This window comes from Blautia wexlerae DSM 19850 (assembly GCF_025148125.1).
Taxonomy (GTDB): Bacteria; Bacillota; Clostridia; order Lachnospirales; family Lachnospiraceae; genus Blautia_A; species Blautia_A wexlerae.
On the sequence record NZ_CP102267.1, the window covers coordinates 963,736 to 985,000 of the forward strand.

The 21,265-nt window shown below is 42.9% G+C and carries 21 protein-coding genes and 1 tRNA gene (1 of these 22 cut by a window edge); 20 read left to right on the forward strand and 2 right to left on the reverse strand.

From position 1 onward, the window contains the following. The first annotated feature begins 40 nt into the window (after positions 1-40). The 17 genes from NQ550_RS04480 to NQ550_RS04560 all read left to right on the forward strand — a co-directional run bounded on the left by NQ550_RS04480 (position 41) and on the right by NQ550_RS04560 (position 18,450). Positions 41-1,141, forward strand: a complete 1,101-nt coding sequence (locus NQ550_RS04480; RefSeq protein WP_259839365.1) for an InlB B-repeat-containing protein — start codon at positions 41-43, stop codon at positions 1,139-1,141. 316 nt (positions 1,142-1,457) lie between these two features. After that, entirely contained in the window at positions 1,458-2,510 is a 1,053-nt protein-coding gene (locus NQ550_RS04485; RefSeq protein WP_025581118.1) for an L-threonylcarbamoyladenylate synthase, read from the forward strand. A 137-nt stretch (positions 2,511-2,647) separates the two neighbouring features. Then, positions 2,648-3,079, forward strand: coding sequence for a ribose 5-phosphate isomerase B (gene rpiB / locus NQ550_RS04490; RefSeq protein WP_008707935.1), 432 nt, complete (start codon positions 2,648-2,650; stop codon positions 3,077-3,079). Between the two features lie 224 nt (positions 3,080-3,303). After that, a complete protein-coding gene (locus tag NQ550_RS04495) occupies positions 3,304-3,795 on the forward strand; it encodes a deoxycytidylate deaminase (RefSeq protein ID WP_025581117.1) in 492 nt (163 codons plus the stop codon). 553 nt (positions 3,796-4,348) lie between these two features. After that, positions 4,349-5,788 carry a proline--tRNA ligase gene (gene proS / locus NQ550_RS04500; RefSeq protein WP_008707939.1) on the forward strand — a complete coding sequence of 480 codons (1,440 nt, stop codon included), beginning with the start codon at positions 4,349-4,351 and terminating at the stop codon, positions 5,786-5,788. 91 nt (positions 5,789-5,879) lie between these two features. Next, positions 5,880-7,205: a CCA tRNA nucleotidyltransferase gene (locus tag NQ550_RS04505; RefSeq protein WP_025581116.1), complete on the forward strand. Its 1,326-nt coding sequence runs from the start codon at positions 5,880-5,882 to the stop codon at positions 7,203-7,205. Positions 7,206-7,322: 117 nt separating this feature from the next. Continuing rightward, positions 7,323-8,342 (forward strand): phosphotransferase, encoded by a 1,020-nt coding sequence (locus NQ550_RS04510; RefSeq protein ID WP_029677288.1) that lies wholly within the window; start codon positions 7,323-7,325, stop codon positions 8,340-8,342. A 258-nt stretch (positions 8,343-8,600) separates the two neighbouring features. Continuing rightward, complete coding sequence (locus tag NQ550_RS04515) at positions 8,601-8,879, forward strand: HU family DNA-binding protein (RefSeq protein WP_008707945.1); 279 nt, start codon at positions 8,601-8,603, stop codon at positions 8,877-8,879. Between the two features lie 98 nt (positions 8,880-8,977). After that, complete coding sequence (locus NQ550_RS04520; protein WP_008707948.1) at positions 8,978-9,217, forward strand: RNA-binding S4 domain-containing protein; 240 nt, start codon at positions 8,978-8,980, stop codon at positions 9,215-9,217. 156 nt (positions 9,218-9,373) lie between these two features. After that, complete coding sequence (gene yabP, locus NQ550_RS04525) at positions 9,374-9,655, forward strand: sporulation protein YabP (protein WP_025580783.1); 282 nt, start codon at positions 9,374-9,376, stop codon at positions 9,653-9,655. Between the two features lie 3 nt (positions 9,656-9,658). Further along, positions 9,659-10,117 carry a spore cortex biosynthesis protein YabQ gene (yabQ, locus tag NQ550_RS22415; protein ID WP_025580784.1) on the forward strand — a complete coding sequence of 153 codons (459 nt, stop codon included), beginning with the start codon at positions 9,659-9,661 and terminating at the stop codon, positions 10,115-10,117. Then, on the forward strand, positions 10,078-10,392 hold the full coding sequence (locus NQ550_RS04535) for an FtsB family cell division protein (RefSeq protein WP_242833678.1): 315 nt from the start codon (positions 10,078-10,080) through the stop codon (positions 10,390-10,392). Before yabQ ends, NQ550_RS04535 begins: the two co-directional genes overlap by 40 nt. 186 nt (positions 10,393-10,578) lie before the next feature. Beyond that, positions 10,579-12,072, forward strand: coding sequence for a SpoIIE family protein phosphatase (locus NQ550_RS04540; RefSeq protein WP_025580787.1), 1,494 nt, complete (start codon positions 10,579-10,581; stop codon positions 12,070-12,072). A gap of 40 nt (positions 12,073-12,112) precedes the next feature. Continuing rightward, a complete protein-coding gene (gene tilS, locus NQ550_RS04545) occupies positions 12,113-13,570 on the forward strand; it encodes a tRNA lysidine(34) synthetase TilS (RefSeq protein ID WP_025580788.1) in 1,458 nt (485 codons plus the stop codon). After that, positions 13,563-14,093: a hypoxanthine phosphoribosyltransferase gene (gene hpt, locus NQ550_RS04550; RefSeq protein ID WP_025580790.1), complete on the forward strand. Its 531-nt coding sequence runs from the start codon at positions 13,563-13,565 to the stop codon at positions 14,091-14,093. The genes tilS and hpt overlap by 8 nt, the downstream gene beginning before the upstream one ends. A gap of 16 nt (positions 14,094-14,109) precedes the next feature. Then, entirely contained in the window at positions 14,110-15,963 is a 1,854-nt protein-coding gene (gene ftsH, locus NQ550_RS04555; protein WP_025580791.1) for an ATP-dependent zinc metalloprotease FtsH, read from the forward strand. Positions 15,964-16,314: 351 nt separating this feature from the next. Next, complete coding sequence (locus tag NQ550_RS04560) at positions 16,315-18,450, forward strand: glycoside hydrolase family 13 protein (RefSeq protein WP_081703321.1); 2,136 nt, start codon at positions 16,315-16,317, stop codon at positions 18,448-18,450. Positions 18,451-18,569: 119 nt separating this feature from the next. Here the strand turns inward: NQ550_RS04560 and NQ550_RS04565 are convergent. Then, positions 18,570-18,651 (reverse strand) — tRNA-Tyr (locus NQ550_RS04565). Between the two features lie 268 nt (positions 18,652-18,919). On the opposite strand from NQ550_RS04565, the gene fba reads away from it, so the two are divergent. After that, positions 18,920-19,783 carry a class II fructose-1,6-bisphosphate aldolase gene (fba, locus tag NQ550_RS04570; RefSeq protein WP_022379939.1) on the forward strand — a complete coding sequence of 288 codons (864 nt, stop codon included), beginning with the start codon at positions 18,920-18,922 and terminating at the stop codon, positions 19,781-19,783. On the opposite strand, the gene NQ550_RS22745 is transcribed toward fba, so the two are convergent. Next, positions 19,766-19,906: a DUF6783 domain-containing protein gene (locus NQ550_RS22745; RefSeq protein ID WP_319017446.1), complete on the reverse strand. Its 141-nt coding sequence runs from the start codon at positions 19,904-19,906 to the stop codon at positions 19,766-19,768. The two genes, fba and NQ550_RS22745, sit on opposite strands and share 18 nt — an antisense overlap. On the opposite strand from NQ550_RS22745, the gene NQ550_RS22420 reads away from it, so the two are divergent. Together NQ550_RS22420 and NQ550_RS04575 are read left to right on the forward strand one after the other, a co-directional pair. Continuing rightward, positions 19,853-19,993, forward strand: a complete 141-nt coding sequence (locus tag NQ550_RS22420) for a DUF6783 domain-containing protein (RefSeq protein WP_326929079.1) — start codon at positions 19,853-19,855, stop codon at positions 19,991-19,993. The genes NQ550_RS22745 and NQ550_RS22420 overlap by 54 nt on opposite strands. A gap of 142 nt (positions 19,994-20,135) precedes the next feature. Then, positions 20,136-21,265, forward strand: partial view of a L,D-transpeptidase family protein gene (locus NQ550_RS04575; protein WP_025580793.1) — the 5' portion only. It continues 313 nt past the right edge of the window; only the first 1,130 of its 1,443 coding nucleotides appear in the window; the start codon lies at positions 20,136-20,138; its stop codon lies beyond the right edge, outside the window.

A 21,265-nucleotide genomic window follows, 5' to 3' on the forward strand; every position in this document is an offset into this window, starting at 1 on the left:
AACGCCTAATATTCATATGACAGGAAAGGAGAATTTTAAAATGAGGAATCGAATAATTCAGGTTAGACATTATAGCAGGAAAATGATGATTATGATGTTGACAGGAGCAATTTGCTGTAGTTCATGTTTTTGTGAAACTGCTTTTGCGAAAACCAGCAAAGTAAGGGTTTACGATGTGGAAAAAGGAACCACAAGCTTCACATCTTTTACATATTCGGATAATAAAAATGATGAGTCACTGGCTCCGTCGGAGGGAGCAGAAGCGATTTCATCTGCTTCTCAGAAGGTGGTTATTTTCCATCAGGCAGATGGGTCTACGATAATAAGAAAAGCAGACAGTAATGGAAAAGTGACACTTCCTGCAATAAAGAACGAAACCGGATATACTTTTCTTGGATGGAGCACGAAGCCGGATCAGACTCAGAATCCGCAGTATCAGGCGGGACAGGTGATACAGGTAAGGAAGAAAACCCATTTATATGCAGTTATGTATAACTGGCAACAGGAGCCGGATATTCAGGTCAATAATCTGGCAGCTCAGCTGTCGGAGTATTCCGGAATTATTTTTGTGGGAGATTCCAGAACGTATTTTATGCAGAAAACTCTTCTTCGGGAATATGGAAAGGATGCAGTTGCAAAAGTATCATTTGTGTGTAAGACAGGGGAGGGACTGAGCTGGTTTGAAACAGCAGGAGAGAGAGTAATGAGAAGTGAAATTGCCCGTCTGCAGTCAGATTCAGATAAGCCCGTAGCAGTTATTTTTAATCTTGGTGTGAATGATCTTTCGAGTCATAATTCCGGAAATGGGGTTGATTATAAAGGCGAGGCAAATGCATATCTTGCGTGTATGAACACTCTTGCAGAGGAACTTGAAAGTGACTGCAGATTGTTTTATATGTCTGTGAATCCGGTAAATACAGCAATGAAACCAACTCGAAAAGAAGCGCAGTTACGTTACTTTAATGACAGATTGCAGAATGGGTTAAATCATAGATTTCAATGGATAGATACCTATAAATATCTGATGAAGAATGGTTACAGTACATACAATGAGTTTAAGGGAAATATAGATGACGGCGTTCACTATTCTACACGTACCTATAAAAGAATCTATAAATATTGTATGAATGCGATCAGATAATGCTTTTTGATTTATACACAAATTATAATCTTGTTTCAGGTAAGCAGTATAAGCAGAAGTTAAGGCCACAGAACTCACAAGAGAAAGGGTATATGTATTGCCTGATAAATTAAGAGATTGATGTACGAGCTGACAGGAGAAATATTTTCTGTCAGCTTGTTATTTGTTTGGTTGGATAATGGAGAATATCTGTTTGCCAAAGAAGAAACATTTGACGAATTTTTATCTCTGTTGTATCATGAACATACAAAACGAAAATAAAGTAAGAGGAATATTGTTATATAAAATACAGAACAGATAAGAAGGCAGGAATTTAATGAGAGCAGAAGTTGTATCCATGACAGCGGATAATCTTGATATGGAGGCTATCCGGCGAGGTGGAGATATTTTGAAACAGGGTGGTCTGGTTGCGTTTCCTACGGAGACTGTGTATGGTCTTGGAGGGGATGCGTTGAATCCGCAGGCTTCTATGAAAATTTATGCGGCGAAGGGAAGACCTTCGGATAATCCGCTGATCGTGCATATTGCAGAGTTTGATAAGCTGGCTCCGATTGTAGCTGAGGTTCCGGAGAAGGCGAAGATTTTGGCAGAGAAGTACTGGCCGGGTCCGCTGACTATGATTCTTCCGAAGTCGGATCTTGTACCACAGGAGACTACGGGTGGTCTGGACAGTGTGGCGGTTCGGTTTCCGAGTGACAGGATCGCGCAGGAACTTATCAAGGCAGCAGGTGGTTATGTGGCTGCGCCCAGTGCCAACACTTCGGGAAGACCAAGCCCGACTACTGCACAGCATGTAGAGGAGGATCTTGGTGAAGCGATTGAGATGATCATTGACGGAGGCCAGGTGGGAATCGGTCTTGAGTCTACGATCGTTGATTTTACTGAGGATGTGCCGGTGGTTTTGCGTCCGGGTTATATTTCTCTGGAGATGCTTCAGGAGACTCTGGGGGATGTAAGGATGGACAAGGGGCTGATTGCATCTGACAGCAAAGTACGTCCGAAAGCACCGGGTATGAAATATCGCCATTATGCACCGAAGGCAGATCTGGCAATTGTTGAGGGACCGGAGGAAGCTGTTGTGAAGAAGATCAATGAGCTGGCTGCGGAGGCGAAAGCACACGGCGAGCAGGTTGGAATTATTGCAACGGACGAGACAAAGGACAGATATCCGGAAGGTCTGGTAGTCAGCATTGGAAGCCGGAAGGAAGAAGAGACGATAGCGCATCATCTGTATGAAGTGTTGCGGGATTTTGACCAGAGTGCAGTCAGGTCTATTTATTCAGAAGCGTTTTATACACCAAGAATGGGACAGGCCATTATGAACCGTCTGCTGAAAGCAGCGGGACATAAGATCATACAGGTGGTATGATATAATCAGGTAGTGAAGCAGATATATGCCTGACTATATAATCTTATCAGCAGTAATGGCCAGATGGATAATGAAGATTCATTTAAATAGTCTGCTGAAGAGGTAAAGAAAATAAATTAATTTCAGGAGGAAGATTAATGATAGCTTTAGGATGTGATCACGGTGGATATGAATTAAAACAGGAGATTAAGAAATATCTGGATGAGAAAGGAATTGAATATAAAGATTATGGATGTGACAGTCTGGATTCCGTAGATTATCCGGTATATGCAAAGAAGGTTGCACATGCAATTCTTGACGGCGAATGTGAGAAGGGAATCCTGATCTGCGGAACAGGTATCGGAATTTCCATTACAGCAAACAAGTTTAAAGGAATCAGAGCTGCAGTCTGCACAGATTGTTTTACAGCAGAGGCTACAAGACTTCACAATGATGCCAATATCCTTGCACTTGGCGGAAGAGTGGTAGGACCTGGGCTGGCATTGAAGATTGTGGATACATTTTTGAATACACCGTTTTCCAACGATGAGAGACATATCAGAAGAATTAATCAGATAGAGACTGAATAAGCCATAAAATAAGAAAACTGATAAAACAGCCAGAGCCTGCATGATTATAGTAATTCTCTCACATGTATGATGAATGAGGGTTGCCGTAGAGTAAAGTGTTAAGTTCTGGCTGTGTCAGTTATAAGCAGATAATGGTTACTGTTCGTTCCGTTCACAGTAACAGACAATGTGCTGATTTTATGAAGCGGATGAAGGGTGAAGTATGTGAAGGGGAGGTTTGAGAAATGGATGCAAATCATAAACGCACAGATTATTTATCATGGGATGAATATTTTATGGGAGTTGCCATGATGTCAGGGATGCGTTCCAAGGATCCGAATTCTCAGGTAGGAGCCTGTATTGTGAGTGAGGATAATAAAATCCTGTCCATGGGCTATAATGGTTTTCCAAAGGGCTGTTCAGATGATGAATTTCCATGGGCGAGAGAGGGTGACAGTCTTCATACGAAATATTTTTATGTGACCCACAGTGAGCTGAATGCGATCCTTAATTACAGGGGAGGAAGTCTGGAAGGTGCAAAGCTTTATGTTTCCCTTTTTCCATGTAATGAATGTGCCAAGGCAATTATTCAGGCAGGTATTAAGACGATTGTCTATGACTGCGATAAATATGCAGACACGCCGGCAGTGCTCGCTTCCAAGAGAATGCTGGATGCAGCCGGGGTCCGTTATTATAAATATAACCGGACAGGACGTAAGATTACAATAGAAGTGTGATTTTGGCATATTCATGCCAAAACACCTCGCGGAATAGTGGTGTGTGAACAGTAACGATTTTACTCTTGACACATCAATTTATTTCAAATAAAATATAACCAAATGCGAAATATATACAGCGATGAAGAGAATAGTACATAAGGAGCAATCCCAGAGAAGAGTCCCGGAGAACAGCCGGTTGGCTGTGAAACAGTGGTGGAAGGATTCTGTGCGTGAATTATGGAACCGGCCTCGGAGCTCCGTACAATTGAAGTACGGCGTTTTTCCTGCGTTATCGGAAGAAGAGCGAGCAATGTGCAGGCATTTGGGCACAGTGCTAATTAGGGTGGTACCGCCGAAGCCTTTCGGTCCCTTGTGAGGGATGCTGGGCTTCTTTTTTCGTTTTTTATAATATGACATATTTTGCCGGATTATAAAAAAGCAGATTTTTGTACTGTGAAGCAGATAGGGAAATTTATTTATAGAAGAAAAATAAGAAGAATATGCATTCCGCCGCGACTATATCCTGATGCGCTTTCAGGATCAACATATCACATAAAAAGGAGAAACAATTATGGCAAACAATAAGAAACTGGTAGAAGCCATCACATCCATGGAAGAGGATTTCGCCCAGTGGTATACCGACGTTGTAAAGAAAGCTGAACTCTGCGGTTATACCAGCGTAAAAGGCTGCATGGCAATCAAACCTGCAGGATATGCAATCTGGGAAAATATCCAGCACGAACTGGACAGAAGATTTAAAGAGACTGGCGTACAGAATGTGTACATGCCAATCTTTATTCCGGAATCTCTTCTTCAGAAAGAGAAAGATCATGTAGAAGGATTTGCACCTGAGGTTGCATGGGTAACTCATGGTGGTCTGGATCCACTTCAGGAGCGTCTGTGTGTACGTCCCACATCAGAGACATTATTCTGTGATTTCTATGCAAAAGAAATCCAGTCCCACAGAGATCTGCCGAAGGTATACAATCAGTGGTGTTCTGTAGTGCGCTGGGAAAAGACAACACGTCCGTTCCTTCGTTCACGTGAGTTCTTATGGCAGGAAGGCCATACAGCTCATGCTACAGCCGAGGAAGCAGAAGAACGTACTATCCAGATGCTGAACCTGTATGCAGATTTCTGCGAGGAAGTACTTGCAATCCCGGTTATCAAGGGACAGAAAACAGATAAGGAGAAATTCTCCGGTGCAGAAGCTACTTATACAATTGAATCCCTGATGCATGATGGAAAAGCTCTTCAGTCCGGTACAAGCCATAACTTTGGCGATGGATTTGCAAGAGCATTCGGCATCCAGTATACAGATAAAGAAAATAAACTTCAGTATGTACATCAGACATCCTGGGGCATGACAACACGTATGATCGGTGCAATCATCATGGTACATGGTGATAACAGCGGTCTGGTACTGCCTCCGAGAATCGCTCCTGTACAGGCAGTGATCATCCCGATCCAGCAGAGAAAAGAGGGCGTTCTTGAGAAAGCAGATGAGATGTTTGCAGCATTAAAGGCAGCAGGAGTCCGCGTAAAAGTAGACGACACAGACAAGAGCCCGGGATTCAAATTCGCAGAGCAGGAAATGCGTGGTATTCCGATCCGTATCGAGTGCGGCCCGAAGGATATCGAGAATGGTCAGGCTGTGATCTGCCGTCGTGATACAAGAGAGAAATATACTGTTACATTTGATGAGCTTGTGGAGAAAGTACAGGAAATCCTGGAAACAATCCAGAAAGATATGCTGGAGCGTGCACGTAAGCACAGAGATTCCCATACTTATGTTGCTACAAACTATGAAGAATTCAAAGATACTATTGTTAACAAACCAGGTTTCGTAAAAGCTATGTGGTGCGGTGACCGCGCATGTGAGGACAAGATTAAAGAGGATGTTCAGGCTACATCCAGATGTATGCCGTTTGAGCAGGAACACTTAAGTGATGTTTGCGTATGCTGTGGAAAACCTGCCAAGAAGATGGTTTACTGGGGAAGAGCATACTAATCAATAAGAAAATAAAGAAAACCGGCAGCAGAGATATCTGAGTGCCGGTTTTCGGGGTTAAGAATAAATAGAAGAAGATAAGGATGGTCATATGATTCTGGAAATACCGAAAAACGCGGAAACAATTTTGCATATACTGGAAAAAGCAGGCTATGAAGCCTATGTGGTAGGCGGCTGTGTGCGTGATTCCATTCTGGGACGGAGCCCGGATGACTGGGACATCACCACATCCGCAAAGCCGGAGCAGGTCAAGGCTTTGTTTCACAGAACAGTGGATACAGGTCTGCAGCATGGAACAGTGACTGTTCTTATGGAAAAAGAAGGATATGAGGTCACGACTTATCGTGTAGATGGTGAGTACGAGGACGGCAGACATCCCAAAGAGGTCACCTTTACAGCAAGCCTTAAGGAAGACCTGAAACGCCGGGATTTCACCATCAATGCAATGGCATACAATCCTTCTTCAGGACTGGTGGACCTTTTCGGCGGACTGGAGGATATTGAGAGAAAAATCATCCGCTGTGTGGGAGATCCGCTGGAGCGTTTTACAGAGGATGCACTGCGGATCATGCGTGCAGTCCGTTTCAGTGCGCAGTTGGGCTTTGCCATTGAAGAAGAGACTCGTAAGGCACTGAAGGTTCTGGCACCGAATCTGAAGCGTGTCAGCGCAGAGCGGATTCAGGTAGAGCTTGTGAAGCTTCTGATGTCTCCTCATCCGGATTATCTCAGGGTGGCTTATGAAGCCGGGATCACAGCTGAATTTCTTCCGGAGTTTGATGCATGTATGACAACATCTCAGAATACGCCGCACCACTGTTACACAGTAGGAGAGCATATCCTGCACAGTCTCTGTCATGTACGTGCAGATAAAGTTCTCAGGATTACCATGCTGCTTCATGACATTGGAAAGCCGGTTGTCCGGAAAACAGATGAGAATGGAAGAGATCATTTCAAGATGCATGGGATTGCGGGAGAAAAGATGGCTGCACAGATCCTGCGCAGGCTGAAATTCGATAATGATACGATCCGCAAGGTAACCCGTCTGGTAAAATGGCATGATGACAGACCGGAGGGAATGACAAAGGCAGTGCGCAGGGCAGTGAACCGTATCGGTGAGGATCTTTTCCCATATTATCTGGAAGTGCAGCAGGCAGATATGCTGGCACAGAGTGATTACAGACGCACAGAGAAGCAGGAACGTCTGGATAAGGTGAAAGAGGCTTATGAGACGATCATTAATGAACATCAGTGTGTATCTTTAAAAACTCTGGCAGTGACAGGGAAAGATCTGATTGAAGCCGGTTATAAGCCGGGTCGTGAGATAGGAGAAACGCTGAACCGTCTGCTGGAAGTAGTACTTGTCGATCCACAGAAGAATCAGAAAGAGATATTATTGGGTCTGCTTGATGAGAAATAGTGCAGTTTTATGGAATTGTCAGTATATTAGAATATAGTAAATAACTAAAATCCGGGGGTATATCCACCGGATTTTCTTCATATGTATAGAAAGAATTAAGATGATTAAGAGGGGGATATGTCATTGTATGATTACGGACTTGGCACTTTGGCTCAGTATGAGCTGACAGCAGACCGTTCTGCAAGGACAAGAGGAGCTTTACTCTGCTATACAGCTCAGGGACTTCTGATCCTGAGGGAATTTCACGGTTCTGAAAAAAAGCTGGAAAAACAGCAGGAGCTTTTGATGAGACTTCAGGAAAATGGTATAAATACCGATTATTTTCTGCGGAATAATCAGGAAAGTCTGGTCAGCAAAGATAAAACTGAACAAAGGTTTACACTCCAGCACTGGTATGAAGGAAAAGAGTGTGACACAAAATCCCGGGAAGATATTTTAAAAAGTGTCCGGACACTGGCAAGGTTACATATTTTAATGAAAATGGAACCTGTGGAGGAATACAGGGAAAGATCTCTCAGGGAGGAATATCTCCGGCATAATCAGGAGCTTCGTAAGATACGAAAATTTATACGGAATAAAGGAGCATCCAATGTATTTGAGAAAAATTATCTGGCAAGTGTGGAGCAGTTTCTTGAGAGGGCACAGTATGCAGTAAGGCTTCTGGATGAGACGGATTATGATGATCTCAGGGACAGGGCATGGCGGGAAGGACAGGTATGTCATGGAGAATATAATCAGCATAATGTTCTGATGCTGAAAGGTGATCACTTTGGGACAGCAGTTACAAATTTTGGTCACTGGAGTTTTGATATTCAGGTAGCAGATTTGTATCGTTTTATGAGAAAAATACTGGAGAAATATAACTGGAATCTGGAACTGGCAGGGGAAATGCTCAGGGAATATCATAAAATCCGTTCAATCTCGGCAGAAGAGTGGAAAAATCTGCGTGTACGTTTCACTTATCCTGAAAAATACTGGAAACTGGCAAATTATTATTATTCACACAAAAAGGTGTGGATTTCAGAGAAAAATGTGGAAAAGCTTCAGAATCTTATCAGACAGAGAGAAATCTGGGAGAATTTTGCAGAGGAATGTTTCAGGGATTATCCTCGTTACTGTTCACTCCGTTCACAGTAACGTAGCCAAAATTCATTCCAGATTGCCTGCGGCAATGGAATTTTGGCTTGTATGTCTCGGGATTTTGGCATATTCATGCCAAAACACCTCGCGGGATAGTGGTGTGTGAACAGTAACTTATCCTCAGTAACACAGAGCTGAACAGTTACGAAAAACCTTGACAATATGGGAAAAAAGGTATATATATAGAGGATAGAGCTCTGTCGCTTTTGGCAGATGCCACCAAACAAGAAAGAGATCATTAGAGGAGGAAACACCATGAATAAAACAGAATTAGTAGCAGCTATGGCGAAAGAGACAAACTTATCCAAGAAGGACGTAGAAGACGTTCTGAAATCTTTCGTTGATGTCGTTTCTAAAGAACTGAAAAATGGCGGAAAAATCCAGTTAGTAGGATTTGGTACATTTGAAGTAAGTGAAAGAGCTGCTCGCGAGGGAAGAAATCCTCAAACTGGTGAAACTATGAAAATCGAAGCTTCTAAATCACCGAAATTCAAAGCTGGAAAAGCATTAAAAGATATGGTTAACGGTAAATAATAAAGGCGATAACCGGGGGAACGAAAGTTCCCCTTTTTTGATACTCCGGCGGAGTAATTCGTGAGTATCCATTTAGAGAACATTTACAGGAGCAGAATATGAGATTAGATAAATACTTAAAGGTGTCACGTCTGATCAAACGCCGTACAGTGGCAAACGAAGCATGTGATGCAGGAAGAGTTCTTGTCAACGATAAGCCTGCCAAGGCATCTGTACAGGTAAAGACGGGAGATACTATTGAAATCCAGTTCGGAAGTAAGAACGTCAAAGTAGAAGTACTGGATGTAAAAGAAACTGTCAAAAAAGAAGATGTAGAGAGTATGTACAAATATCTTTGATTCCGGATGGTAATTTGCAGCTTTTGGCATTTATGCAGTGGGAACATATAAATTTTTAACATTTTATTGTCTATTTCCATTTTCCGGCACATAAACTACTGATAAGTAACAGATTGGCAGGTCATAGTTTCCGGAGGCTGTGACCGGGAGGCGTCTGTGGAAGAGAAGAAGATACTTTCAACTCACAGCCTGATGCTGGAAAACCGTCAGAACGGGAGAATTACCGGGGTAAAGGATATTAAATCCTTTGATGAAAAAGAAATCCTGCTTTTTACACAGGCAGGGAAACTTGTAATAAAGGGAGAACAGCTTCATGTGAAGCAGCTTGATCTGGAAAAGGGAGAAGTAGATCTGGAAGGAAAAGTGGACAGTCTTACTTATCTGTCAAAGAATACAGATAACAGGGATGAATCCTTATTTAAAAGGATGTTCCGGTGAGAGATGAGTACATTTATTCATCATGAATTATTTCTGCTGCTTCGGACAATAGCTGTGGGTGCTGTTCTCCTTTTGTGTTATGATCTGCTGGTTGCATTCAGGAATATTTTTGCACATTCGGATAAAGCTGTCGGAACGGAAGATATTTTGTACTGGCTTTGTTGTGCCTTTTTTGTTTTTTCGGAGATTTACAGGAACAATGAAGGGATCCTGCGTTTTTTTATGGTTTTAGGCTTTTTATCCGGAGCGTATATCTGCAACAGGGTCCTCGGAGATATTTTTGTAAAATGCTGTACGAAACTTATGGAGATTCCTGTAATAATTATTAAATTTTTGATAAAATGGTTGCTATTTCCGGTCAAAAGATGTAAACTTCTGTGGTATAAAGCGTATAAATGTGCTAAAAAAGGAAGGCTGGCAAATTGGGCAATTCTAATAAAAGGAAGAAAAAAAAGAAAGTAGGGTATAACTCTCTTGGAATGATTGCGATTGCGCTGGTTGTTTTAGTCCTTCTGGGAGGACTTATGCTAGAAAGTAATGACCTCAAGGAACGCCTCACAGGATATGATGCTAAGGCCGCCACTCTTCAGCAACAGATTGAAGATGAGCAGACACGTACAGAAGAAATTGATAAATTAAAGAAATATATGGAGACAGACGAATATGCAGAAGAGATTGCCAGAGAGAAACTGGGACTTGTGAAGGACAATGAGACTGTTTTTAAGAAACAGCAGTAATAAATGTCGAAAACTTTTGCGAAGGATTCGTCTGCGTTTGACAGATATTTCAGAAACCCTTCCATATAATATCTGTAACTGTTTAGTACTTTGTGAAAGAGAGGACTGTTGAACAGTTATTGAGATTCTCTGATAAAAATGCAGTAGTCTGCTATATACAGAGAATGAATAAGGGGAGGGGAGAATATGCAGGAATGGATGATTGCCATGCTCGTTATCAGCATTATGCTGATCATACGGGACATGGCAAAAACTATTTTAGCAGAAAATCTGCCGGATACAGAAGAACTGCCGTCTCTGCAGGAGGGCCATCCTCAGAAAGAGAGGGTGGAGAAGTATGCGGCATCTTTTCAGAAACTGGCAGATACTTTCTACGGGATGCCTTATCGGAAAGATTATCTGAGCAGCAGGCAGGTTGAGCGGATCATTGAGGATACAAATGCAAAGGTATGCAGCAGATGCTATCAGAGGGAAATCTGCTGGGGAGAACACAGTCAGGAGCTGGTGAAAGGAGTGGAGGCACTGGTACGTTCCATGGAGAGCGGAAATGAGGAAAATGTCAGAGGCATCCGCGCTGACTGGACAGGCATATGTCCCCGTTCCGTACAGTATTATGAGACGGTTGCAGAGAATTTTCAGAAAGAAAGGCAGAACCTGATGTGGGATAACCGTATGATCGAGAATCGGCTGGCAGTAGCACAGCAGCTTATGGAAGTCTCACATATCATGGAGAACGTAGCCAGTGATCTGTATGACCTGGAGCGAGCAACACCGCAGTTTGAAGAAGAACTTCGCAAGGGACTGAGAAAGAGCCATGTGATCCTTCGCAGGGCATGGATGATGAATAAGGTGAAAGGACGTAAACAGATTTTTCTCACTATGCGTGCCAGAAGCGGTCAGTGTATTTCCATGACAGAGATCGCACAGCTTCTTTCAAAATACTGTGAAATTTCCATGGTACCTGTAAATGGGAGCAGATGTATTGTAAACGGAGAATATCACACCGTACATTTTGCTGAGGATGTAAGCTATCAGGTTCTCTATGGAACAGCCAGGCTTACCAGAGAAGAAGAGAAGGTTTCCGGAGATAATTATATATGCAGACAGGAAGATGGCGGCAGGTTTGTTATGTGCCTTTCGGATGGCATGGGCTCAGGGATGGAAGCATGCAGGGAGAGCGAGAAAGTTGTGGAACTTCTGGAACAGTTTATGGAGTCAGGATTTTCTCAGGAAACGGCAGCAAAGATGGTAAATTCCGCTCTGGTGCTCAAAGGAGAGGAGGGGATGTTTTCTACGGTGGATATCTGCGCAGTGGACCTTTATACAGGAATCTGCAATTTTCTGAAGGCAGGGGCAGCGTCTACATTTATCAAAAGAGATCACTGGGTGGAATCTATTACTTCTGAAAGTCTGGCCGCAGGGCTTGTACAGCAGATCGATTTTGATACAGCTTCCAGAAAGCTGTACCATGGGGATTACCTGATCATGATGACAGACGGAGTCCTGGATGCATTGCCGGACCAGAAAGAGGAGGAAACCATGAAAGAAATCATTATGGATGTTCATGAGGAATCACCGAAAGATTTCGGCAGGGGAATACTGGAACGGGTGCTGGGATACAGCGATTATCATGCACGGGATGATATGACAGTGCTGGTGGCAGGCGTGTGGAAAAAATAATGCTGCGGATACTAAAATAGAAAAGGAAATCAGGATAAAAATGGAAAGAGAAGTTCTTGCTTATATAAAGCAAAACAGGATGATCGGAAAAAATGAGGTGGTTCTGGCAGGAGTGTCCGGCGGAAGTGACTCTATGGTAATGCTTCACATTTTAAAGGAACTTCAGGTAAAACTGGATTTTACACTGAGAGTGGTTCATGTACATCATGGAATACGTGGAAAGGAAGCGGACAGAGACCAAAGCTTTGTGGAAAACATATGCCGGAAGTGGCAGATTCCATGTACTGTTTATTGTTATGATGTTCCGGGATTGAGCCGGGAGTGGAAGCTGGGCGAGGAAGAGACGGGAAGGATTGTAAGAAAAGAAGCTTTTCAGAGGGAAGCTGCCGTCTGTGGGAGAAAGGACAGCGAGATAAAAATTGCATTAGCGCATAATCAGGAGGATCTTGCGGAAACTATGCTTCATAATCTGTGCAGAGGAACAGGTCTGCGGGGACTATGCACCATGCGCCCTGCAGACGGAGAGATTATCCGCCCGATTCTGTGTTTAAGCCGGGACAAAATTGCAGAGTATCTGAAAGAAAAGAAGATTTCTCATATTCAGGACAGCACCAATCTGTCAGATGAATATACCAGAAACCGAATCAGACATCATATTCTTCCTATGTTGGAACAGCAGGTTAATGGAAAGGCAGCGGCACATATGGCAGAGACTGCGGCAAGGATTTCCCAGGCAGAGGAATATCTTACGCAGCAGAGCTGCCTGGTGTTGAGCGAGTTTCAGAAAGATAAGGGATATTACTTTACTGAAAAATTTTTTACGGAGCCTCAGATCATTCAGGTTTATGCATTACAACAGGCGATGGAACAGCTGGCAGGCAGACGGAAGGATCTGGCAGCTGTTCACTATGAGAAGGTTCTGGAACTTTATGAAATGCAGACCGGAAGACGGATCAGCCTTCCTTATCACATGGAAGCCAGAAGAGATTATGAAGGAGTAAGACTTTGCCGGTGCGGAGAGGAGAAGTCAGCAGGGATGATCGGTGAAAAGCATGAAGGTTCAGATATCCAAAACGGAAAAACAGTTTGCGGAAAAGATATATCAGACGGGGAATGGAAAATCAGAATTCCGGGGACTGTGACCAGTCCGCTGGGAATTTTTTCGGCAGAAATATTTTTGTATGAAGGTCAGAAGATTGAAGAAAAAAAGTATACGAAATGGATGGATTATGATAAAATAGAAAAGAATCCGTATATTCGCACCAGACGGACAGGAGATTATATGGTTATCAATGCGCAGGGGAACACAAAGAAGCTGAACCGCTGTATGATCGATGAGAAAATCCCGTCGGAATACAGAGACAGCATTCCGCTGATCGCATGTGGAAAAGAAATCCTCTGGATGGTGGGAAGCAGGATGAATGAGAGGTATAAAATTAACCCCCAAACCAGGAAGGTGTTAGTATTAAATTACCAAGGAGGAAACGAAAATGAGTGAGAAAATCAAAGTTTTACTCAGCGAAGAGGAAGTAGATTCCCGTATTAAGCAGATCGCAGCAAAGATCAGCAAGGATTATGCAGGCAAGGAAATCCATTTAATCTGTGTATTAAAAGGTGGTGTATTCTTTACCTGTGAACTTGCAAAGAGAATCACAGTGCCGGTTTCTCTTGACTTTATGTCTGTATCCAGCTATGGTGATGACACCAAATCCAGCGGTGTTGTAAAGATCGTCAAAGACCTTGACCAGCCACTGGAGGGCAAAGATGTTCTGATCGTAGAGGATATCATTGACTCAGGAAGAACGTTAAGCTATCTTATTGAGATCCTGAAGCAGAGAAATCCAAACAGCATCCGTCTGTGTACATTGCTGGACAAACCGGAGCGAAGAGTCAGAGATGTAAGAGTTGATTACTGCTGCTTTAACATCCCGGATGAATTTGTAGTAGGCTATGGTCTGGACTATGCACAGAAATACAGGAATCTTCCATTCATCGGAGTAGTGGAACTGGGGGAAGACTGAAAGGAGATTTAAGTAAGTGAATAAACAGCCAAGCAGAATTGGTCTGTATCTGGTGCTGGTCATTGCGCTGGTAGCCGGTTATTTTTATCTGAATAATCAGGTGGTTTCCCAGAGCAATTACACGCAGAAGCAGCTGGAGCAGGCTCTTGAAGACAACAAGGTGGTTGATGCGACAATTCAGCAGAACAGAGAAGTGCCTACAGGTTCTGTGATCGTAGATACTACTGACTCTGGTCAGAAGAAGGTTTATGTGACAGATGTCAATCAGGCAATCGAACTGCTGAATAAATATGATATTGATATTACAACCCAGGATGTACCCGGAGACAATGTATTTCTGACAACCTTGCTTCCGGTTCTTCTCACAGGTGCCCTTGTGATCTTTCTGATCATGATGATGAACCGCCAGATGGCAGGTGGCGGTGGCGGCGGAAATGCAAAGATGATGAATTTCGGCAAGAGCCGCGCAAGAATGTCATCTCCGGATGATAATAAGAAAGTTACCTTTGACAAGGTAGCAGGTCTGCAGGAGGAGAAGGAAGATCTGGCAGAGGTGGTAGATTTCCTGAAATCCCCACAGAAATATACAAAAGTAGGCGCAAGGATCCCGAAAGGTGTGCTGCTTGTGGGACCTCCCGGAACAGGTAAGACACTTTTGGCAAAGGCAGTGGCAGGAGAAGCGGGAGTTCCGTTTTTCTCTATTTCCGGTTCTGACTTTGTGGAAATGTTTGTGGGTGTAGGTGCATCACGTGTGCGTGATCTTTTTGAAGAAGGCAAACGCCATGCACCATGTATTATTTTCATTGATGAGATCGATGCGGTTGCAAGGCAGCGTGGAACCGGTATGGGCGGTGGACATGATGAGAGAGAGCAGACGCTGAACCAGCTTCTGGTAGAGATGGATGGCTTTGGTGTGAATGAAGGGATCATTGTGATGGCAGCGACGAACCGCGTGGATATCCTGGATCCTGCAATCCTTCGTCCGGGACGTTTTGACCGTAAGGTTGCAGTGGGACGTCCGGATGTGAAGGGAAGAGAAGAGATCCTCCGCGTTCATGCCAAGGATAAACCTCTTGGTGAGGATGTAGATCTGACTCAGATTGCCAGAACAACAGCAGGATTTACAGGTGCAGACCTGGAGAATCTTCTGAATGAAGCTGCCATTGAAGCTGCAAGACGGGGAAGGGGATTTATCCTTCAGTCTGATATCAAAGGTGCCTTTATCAAAGTAGGTATCGGTGCAGAGAAGAAGAGTAAGGTGATCTCTGAGAAAGAGAAAAAGATCACTGCGTATCATGAATCCGGACATGCGATCCTGTTTCATGTACTTCCGGATATGGATCCTGTCTATACGATTTCCATTATCCCGACAGGAATGGGAGCAGCAGGTTACACCATGCCTCTTCCGGATAATGATGAGATGTTTAATACCAAAGGAAAAATGCTTCAGGATATTATGACACTGTTAGGCGGGCGCATAGCAGAGGAAATTATCTTCGGAGATATTACGACTGGTGCATCCAATGACATCAAACGTGCAACTGCGACAGCCAGAAGTATGGTTATGAAATACGGAATGTCTGATAAACTTGGTCTTATCTGTTATGGTGATGACGATGACGAGGTATTTATCGGCAGAGATTTGGCTCATACCAGAAGTTACAGCGAGGATGTTGCCAAGTCCATTGATGAAGAAATCCGCCGTATTATCAGTGAATGTCATGATCAGGCAAAGAAGATCATTCTGGAACATGAGGATGTTCTGCACAAGTGTGCAAGTCTTCTCCTCGAGAAGGAAAAGGTGCACAGAGACGAATTTGAAGCACTTTTTACAACAGAAAATCCGGAAACAGAAAACAACAGTATATAATGTATACAAAAAAGTGTGCCAAATTTTGTGAAGTTTGTGCACACTTTTCTCTTGCCTCATGGTATTATATAAACCGTAAAAACCCCCCAATACATTATATAGTTTTTGCTACACCCCATAAGAAGAAATACCTTCTCCAAAAAGGCCAGCTTATCCCGCTGGCTTTTTTACTGTCTTAAAATATCATTACTGTTCACGTTATTTTCAGCAATGAAATATCTGCTTCGCCGGAATCCGGCAGTCCGAAATACTGTGACAGAATGAATGGTTGTGCAGAATCACTGGATATCTAAATATTTTTGGGAAAAACAGATGGTTGTCAGATGGTTTATTTTAGGATAAAATAATAAAATGATAAATGACAGAGAGGACTGGACGGAAATGGAATATGAAAAAGCAGATATAAAAAAAAGAATGCAGTACATCCTGAATATGCGTCCTGTGTTTAATAAAGAGGCGCTTTTCAGTGACGGAACAGAATATTACAGAACACCTGCAGAACCAAAGGCAGGAGATACAGTAACGATCAAATTCCGTACCCAGAGAAATAATGTGGATTCTGTATATCTGGTAAGCCAGGAGCAGCGTGTGCAGATGGAGATTTGCGGGACAGAGAACGGATTTGATTATTATTCTGCCCAGGTGACGATTGGAGAGGACATCTTCCGTTATTATTTTGAGATACAGTATGGATGGGTAACCTGTTATTACAATAATCAGGGAGTCTGTATGAAACATGAGGGCAGGATGGATTTTGAGATTTATCCGGGCTTTGATACTCCAAGGTGGGCCAAAGGTGCGGTAATGTACCAGATTTATGTAGACCGTTTTCTTAACGGAGATCCTACCAATGATGTTGTGACCGGAGAATATCATTATATTGGAGATAAGAGTGTACAGGTAGAACAGTGGAATAAGATTCCGGCAGTGATGGGTGTGCGTGAATTTTACGGCGGTGACCTGCAGGGAATTATGAACAAACTGGATTATCTGCAGGATCTGGGAGTCGAGGTTATTTATTTAAATCCGATTTTTGTTTCTCCAAGTAATCATAAGTATGACTGTCAGGATTATGATTATGTGGATCCACATTACGGCAGGATTGTAGAAGATTGTAATAAGGGAATCCTTCTTGGAGACGACGATGATAATTCCCATGCATGGAAATATATCAAACGTGTGACAGATAAGAAGAATCTGGAAGCAAGTAATGAGCTTTTTGCGAAACTGACAGCAGAGATCCACAGAAGAGGAATGAAGATCATTCTGGATGGTGTGTTCAATCACTGCGGTTCTTTTAATAAGTGGATGGACAGAGAACGTATTTATGAGAATCAGGAAGGATATCCGAAAGGAGCTTATGTTTCTGCGGATAGTCCCTATCGTAATTTCTTTTCCTTTAATGATCCTAATGCATGGCCATATAACACCTCCTATGATGGATGGTGGGCACACGATACACTGCCTAAATTAAATTATGAGGGTTCCAGAGAACTTTATGATTATATTCTTCGTGTTGGACAGAAATGGGTATCTGCTCCTTATAATGTAGACGGTTGGAGACTGGATGTGGCGGCGGATCTGGGACACAGCAATGATTTTAACCATCAGTTCTGGAAAGATTTCCGGAAGGCAGTGAAAGCTGCCAATCCAAATGCCATTATCCTGGCAGAGCATTACGGTAATCCGGAAGGCTGGCTGAAAGGTGATGAATGGGATACAGTCATGAACTATGACGCATTTATGGAGCCGCTGACCTGGTTCCTGACAGGTATGGAGAAGCACAGCGACGAGTATCGTGAAGACCTGTTAGGAAACAGTGAGGCTTTTATCGGAGCTATGAAAACGCACATGAGAGCGCTTCATATGTCTGCACTTCAGACAGCCATGAATGAATTGTCAAATCATGACCATTCCAGATTCCTGACCAGAACCAATCACAGGGTAGGACGAATTTCCTATGCAGGTCCGGAGGCGGCATCTGAGGGAGTAAATCCGGCAGTTATGCGTGAGGCGGTTACCATCCAGATGACCTGGCCGGGCGCACCGACTGTATATTACGGAGATGAGGCAGGACTCTGTGGATTCACAGATCCGGATAACAGACGTACTTATCCCTGGGGACGTGAGGATTATCAGATGATCGACTTCCACAGGGTAATGATCCGTATCCATAAGAAATATGAAGTGTTAAAAACGGGATCACTGGGATTTCTCTGGAATGATTATCAGGGACTTTGTTATGCGAGATTTTCTCATGATGAACAGATAATTGTGATCGTAAATAATCAGGAAGAAGGCAGGGAAGTGGAGATACGGTTAGAACAGGCAGGAATCAGCCGTCTGGAAGATACAAAGCTGAAACGTGTTGTCATGACATCTGCAGTGGGATTTACGGAAGAATGTAAAGAATACACAGCAGCAGCCGGAATTCTGAAGATCACAATGCCGGCATTTGGCGCAGTGGTCTTACATCATAAAAATTAACAAAATGCGAAGCGGATGATCTTATCCGCCTGACCCGGACGGCAGCCTCTTGCGGAAGAAGGGGCTGCCGCTTTATAATATAACAAAAAAAGATCCAGACAAATGTCTGAACCTTTTGATGGATGGAGAAGGATTCGAACCTTCGAAAGCGTTGCTAACAGATTTACAGTCTGCCCCCTTTGGCCACTCGGGAATCCATCCTTAAACCGAAACTTATTATATATGAAATATTTAAATAATGCAAGCACTTTTTTATAAATTGCAGAAAATTATTATATATTGTGTATTGCCGGACTTTTTTGCATATCTTCCGGGGAATTTTGTTTGTTATTTTTTTGGCAAAAGAGTAGACGAAAAAGCAGAAATCTGGTAATATAACCATATCTGGATATAGATGTAATTCCATATCGGAGATTGATTAGGGTAACTGAGAATGAACACAGTTACTACAGATTAGGAGGAATTTATCATGTTAGTAAATGCAACAGAAATGCTGAAAAAAGCAAAAGCAGGTCATTATGCAGTTGGACAGTTCAACATCAACAACCTTGAGTGGACAAAGGCTATTCTTTTAACAGCTCAGGAACTGAACTCTCCTGTAATCCTTGGTGTATCCGAAGGTGCTGGTAAATATATGACAGGTTATAAAACAGTTGTTGGTATGGTTAACGGAATGATGGAAGAACTGAACATCACTGTTCCTGTAGCTCTTCACCTTGACCACGGCAGCTATGAAGGATGCTTAAAATGCGTTGAAGCAGGCTTCTCATCCATCATGTTCGACGGATCTCATTACCCGATCGAAGAAAACGTTGCAAAAACTAAAGAACTGGTTAAGATCGTTGCTGAACACGGAATGTCTCTGGAAGCAGAAGTTGGCTCCATCGGTGGTGAAGAAGACGGTGTTGTAGGAATGGGCGAATGCGCAGATCCTAAGGAATGCAAGATGATCGCAGACCTTGGTATTGATTTCCTTGCAGCAGGTATCGGTAACATCCATGGAAAATATCCGGCTAACTGGAAAGGCTTAAGCTTTGAGACTCTGGATGCTATCCAGAAACTGACAGGAGAGATGCCTCTGGTACTTCACGGTGGCACAGGTATCCCGGCAGATATGATCAAGAAAGCTATCGACCTTGGCGTATCCAAAATCAATGTAAACACAGAATGCCAGCTTTCTTTCGCAGCAGCTACACGTAAATACATCGAAGAAGGAAAAGATCAGCAGGGTAAAGGATACGATCCTCGTAAACTTCTTGCACCTGGCTTCGAAGCAATCAAAGCTACTGTTAAGGAAAAAATGGAATTATTCGGATCAGTTAACAAAGCCTGATGATAACCTCATAAGTAAAAAATCCCGCATCCTTGTGATGTGGGATTTTTTTATGGACTCAAAAACCTGATGGGCTACGACAACCGAATTCGGACAAAATATACCGCAAAGTGGGGCGTGCAGATTGCAGGAATGATTTTTCAGACACGCTCTAAAGTAACAGGCGGTTGCTGTTCACACACCACTATCCCGCGAGGTGTTTTGGCATGAACATGCCAAAATCCCGAGACATACAAGCCAAAATTCCATTGCCGCAGGCAATCTGCATTTTACAAATTGATTTTTATCTCTCTATATAATAAAATAATTGCAGATATCTAAAATAAGGTGAAAGGAAGTAGCAGAACAAAGGATGGAACAGAAAAAAGCCTTAAATAGAAAGAAGCTGAAAGTGATTCTTGTAATATGTATCGTGATGATCGTGACAGCGGGAATCGGTCTGGCTGTTTACATACATCATGTGGATACTGTCACACTGGGAAGGAAAGTGAGTGTGTACAGGTTGGATGTATCGAAGCTTACTGTGGAAGAAGCACAGCAGAAAATATCTGAAGCATTTCAGAATAAAAAAATAACATTTCATGAAGATGGAAAGGATGTTTATAATGTTTCAATGGAACAACTGGGATACAGTCTGGATCAGGACATTCTGAAAAGTGCACTGGAAACATTGAAACAGGAGAGAAGCGGGACATTTAAACTTTTTGCATCACAGAGAGATTATAAGATTGATTATCAGATCATCAGAGATGAAGCGCAGGAACAGGCAGCATTGTCTGCAGATCATTTTGATGAAAAAGACAGAACAGAGCCTGAGGATGCACATATCCGATATAGTAAAAAGAAACAGAAATATGTGTTGGTGAAACAGGTTCCCGGAAATCAGATTGATGAAAACAGGCTGTTGAGTTATGTGGAGGAAACTCTGGATAAAGATTTCGAAACAGAATTGCTTACATCTGATGTAAAGATGGAATTAAACGAGGAAGTTTACCGGCAGCCGGATATTGAAGAATCAGGTGAAATGAAGCAGAAGGTGAAGAAGTTAAACAGCCTGTTGAGAAAATACCGCAGTACAACAGTTTCTTATCTGTTTGGTGAGGAAACGCAGGTGCTGGATTCAGACACGATCAGTTCCTGGCTGCAGATTAAAAATAGTGGTATAAGCATTGATAAGGATGCGGCTGCAGATTACATATCGAATATGGCAAATAAATATAATACTATTTATGTGCCGCGTACTTTTCATACATCGTTGGGAACGGATGTTACGGTTTCTGATAATGAATATGGATACAGGATCGATCAGGATGCAGAGCTGACACAGCTTCTTGAAGATCTTAAAAGTGGTGAAGATGTATCCAGAGAGCCGGTGTACAGCAGCAGTGGCATGAAGAGAAACGGAACAGATGACCTGGCAGGCAATTATATAGAAGTAAGTCTTGATTCACAGCATTTATGGCTGTATAAAGATGGTGCGCT

Excerpts from the sequence above, each read along its gene's own strand:
- NQ550_RS04560 (WP_081703321.1), top strand. The coding sequence starts at position 16,315 with ATGATAAATGACAGAGAGGACTGGACGGAAATGGAATATGAAAAAGCA.
- proS (WP_008707939.1), top strand. The coding sequence starts at position 4,349 with ATGGCAAACAATAAGAAACTGGTAGAAGCCATCACATCCATGGAAGAG.
- NQ550_RS22420 (WP_326929079.1), top strand. The coding sequence starts at position 19,853 with ATGGGCTACGACAACCGAATTCGGACAAAATATACCGCAAAGTGGGGC.
- NQ550_RS04520 (WP_008707948.1), top strand. The coding sequence starts at position 8,978 with ATGAGATTAGATAAATACTTAAAGGTGTCACGTCTGATCAAACGCCGT.
- NQ550_RS04515 (WP_008707945.1), top strand. The coding sequence starts at position 8,601 with ATGAATAAAACAGAATTAGTAGCAGCTATGGCGAAAGAGACAAACTTA.
- hpt (WP_025580790.1), top strand. The coding sequence starts at position 13,563 with ATGAGTGAGAAAATCAAAGTTTTACTCAGCGAAGAGGAAGTAGATTCC.
- tilS (WP_025580788.1), top strand. The coding sequence starts at position 12,113 with ATGGAAAGAGAAGTTCTTGCTTATATAAAGCAAAACAGGATGATCGGA.
- yabQ (WP_025580784.1), top strand. The coding sequence starts at position 9,659 with ATGAGTACATTTATTCATCATGAATTATTTCTGCTGCTTCGGACAATA.
- NQ550_RS04480 (WP_259839365.1), top strand. The coding sequence starts at position 41 with ATGAGGAATCGAATAATTCAGGTTAGACATTATAGCAGGAAAATGATG.
- NQ550_RS04510 (WP_029677288.1), top strand. The coding sequence starts at position 7,323 with ATGTCATTGTATGATTACGGACTTGGCACTTTGGCTCAGTATGAGCTG.
- NQ550_RS04505 (WP_025581116.1), top strand. The coding sequence starts at position 5,880 with ATGATTCTGGAAATACCGAAAAACGCGGAAACAATTTTGCATATACTG.
- rpiB (WP_008707935.1), top strand. The coding sequence starts at position 2,648 with ATGATAGCTTTAGGATGTGATCACGGTGGATATGAATTAAAACAGGAG.
- NQ550_RS04485 (WP_025581118.1), top strand. The coding sequence starts at position 1,458 with ATGAGAGCAGAAGTTGTATCCATGACAGCGGATAATCTTGATATGGAG.
- NQ550_RS04495 (WP_025581117.1), top strand. The coding sequence starts at position 3,304 with ATGGATGCAAATCATAAACGCACAGATTATTTATCATGGGATGAATAT.
- fba (WP_022379939.1), top strand. The coding sequence starts at position 18,920 with ATGTTAGTAAATGCAACAGAAATGCTGAAAAAAGCAAAAGCAGGTCAT.
- NQ550_RS04540 (WP_025580787.1), top strand. The coding sequence starts at position 10,579 with ATGCAGGAATGGATGATTGCCATGCTCGTTATCAGCATTATGCTGATC.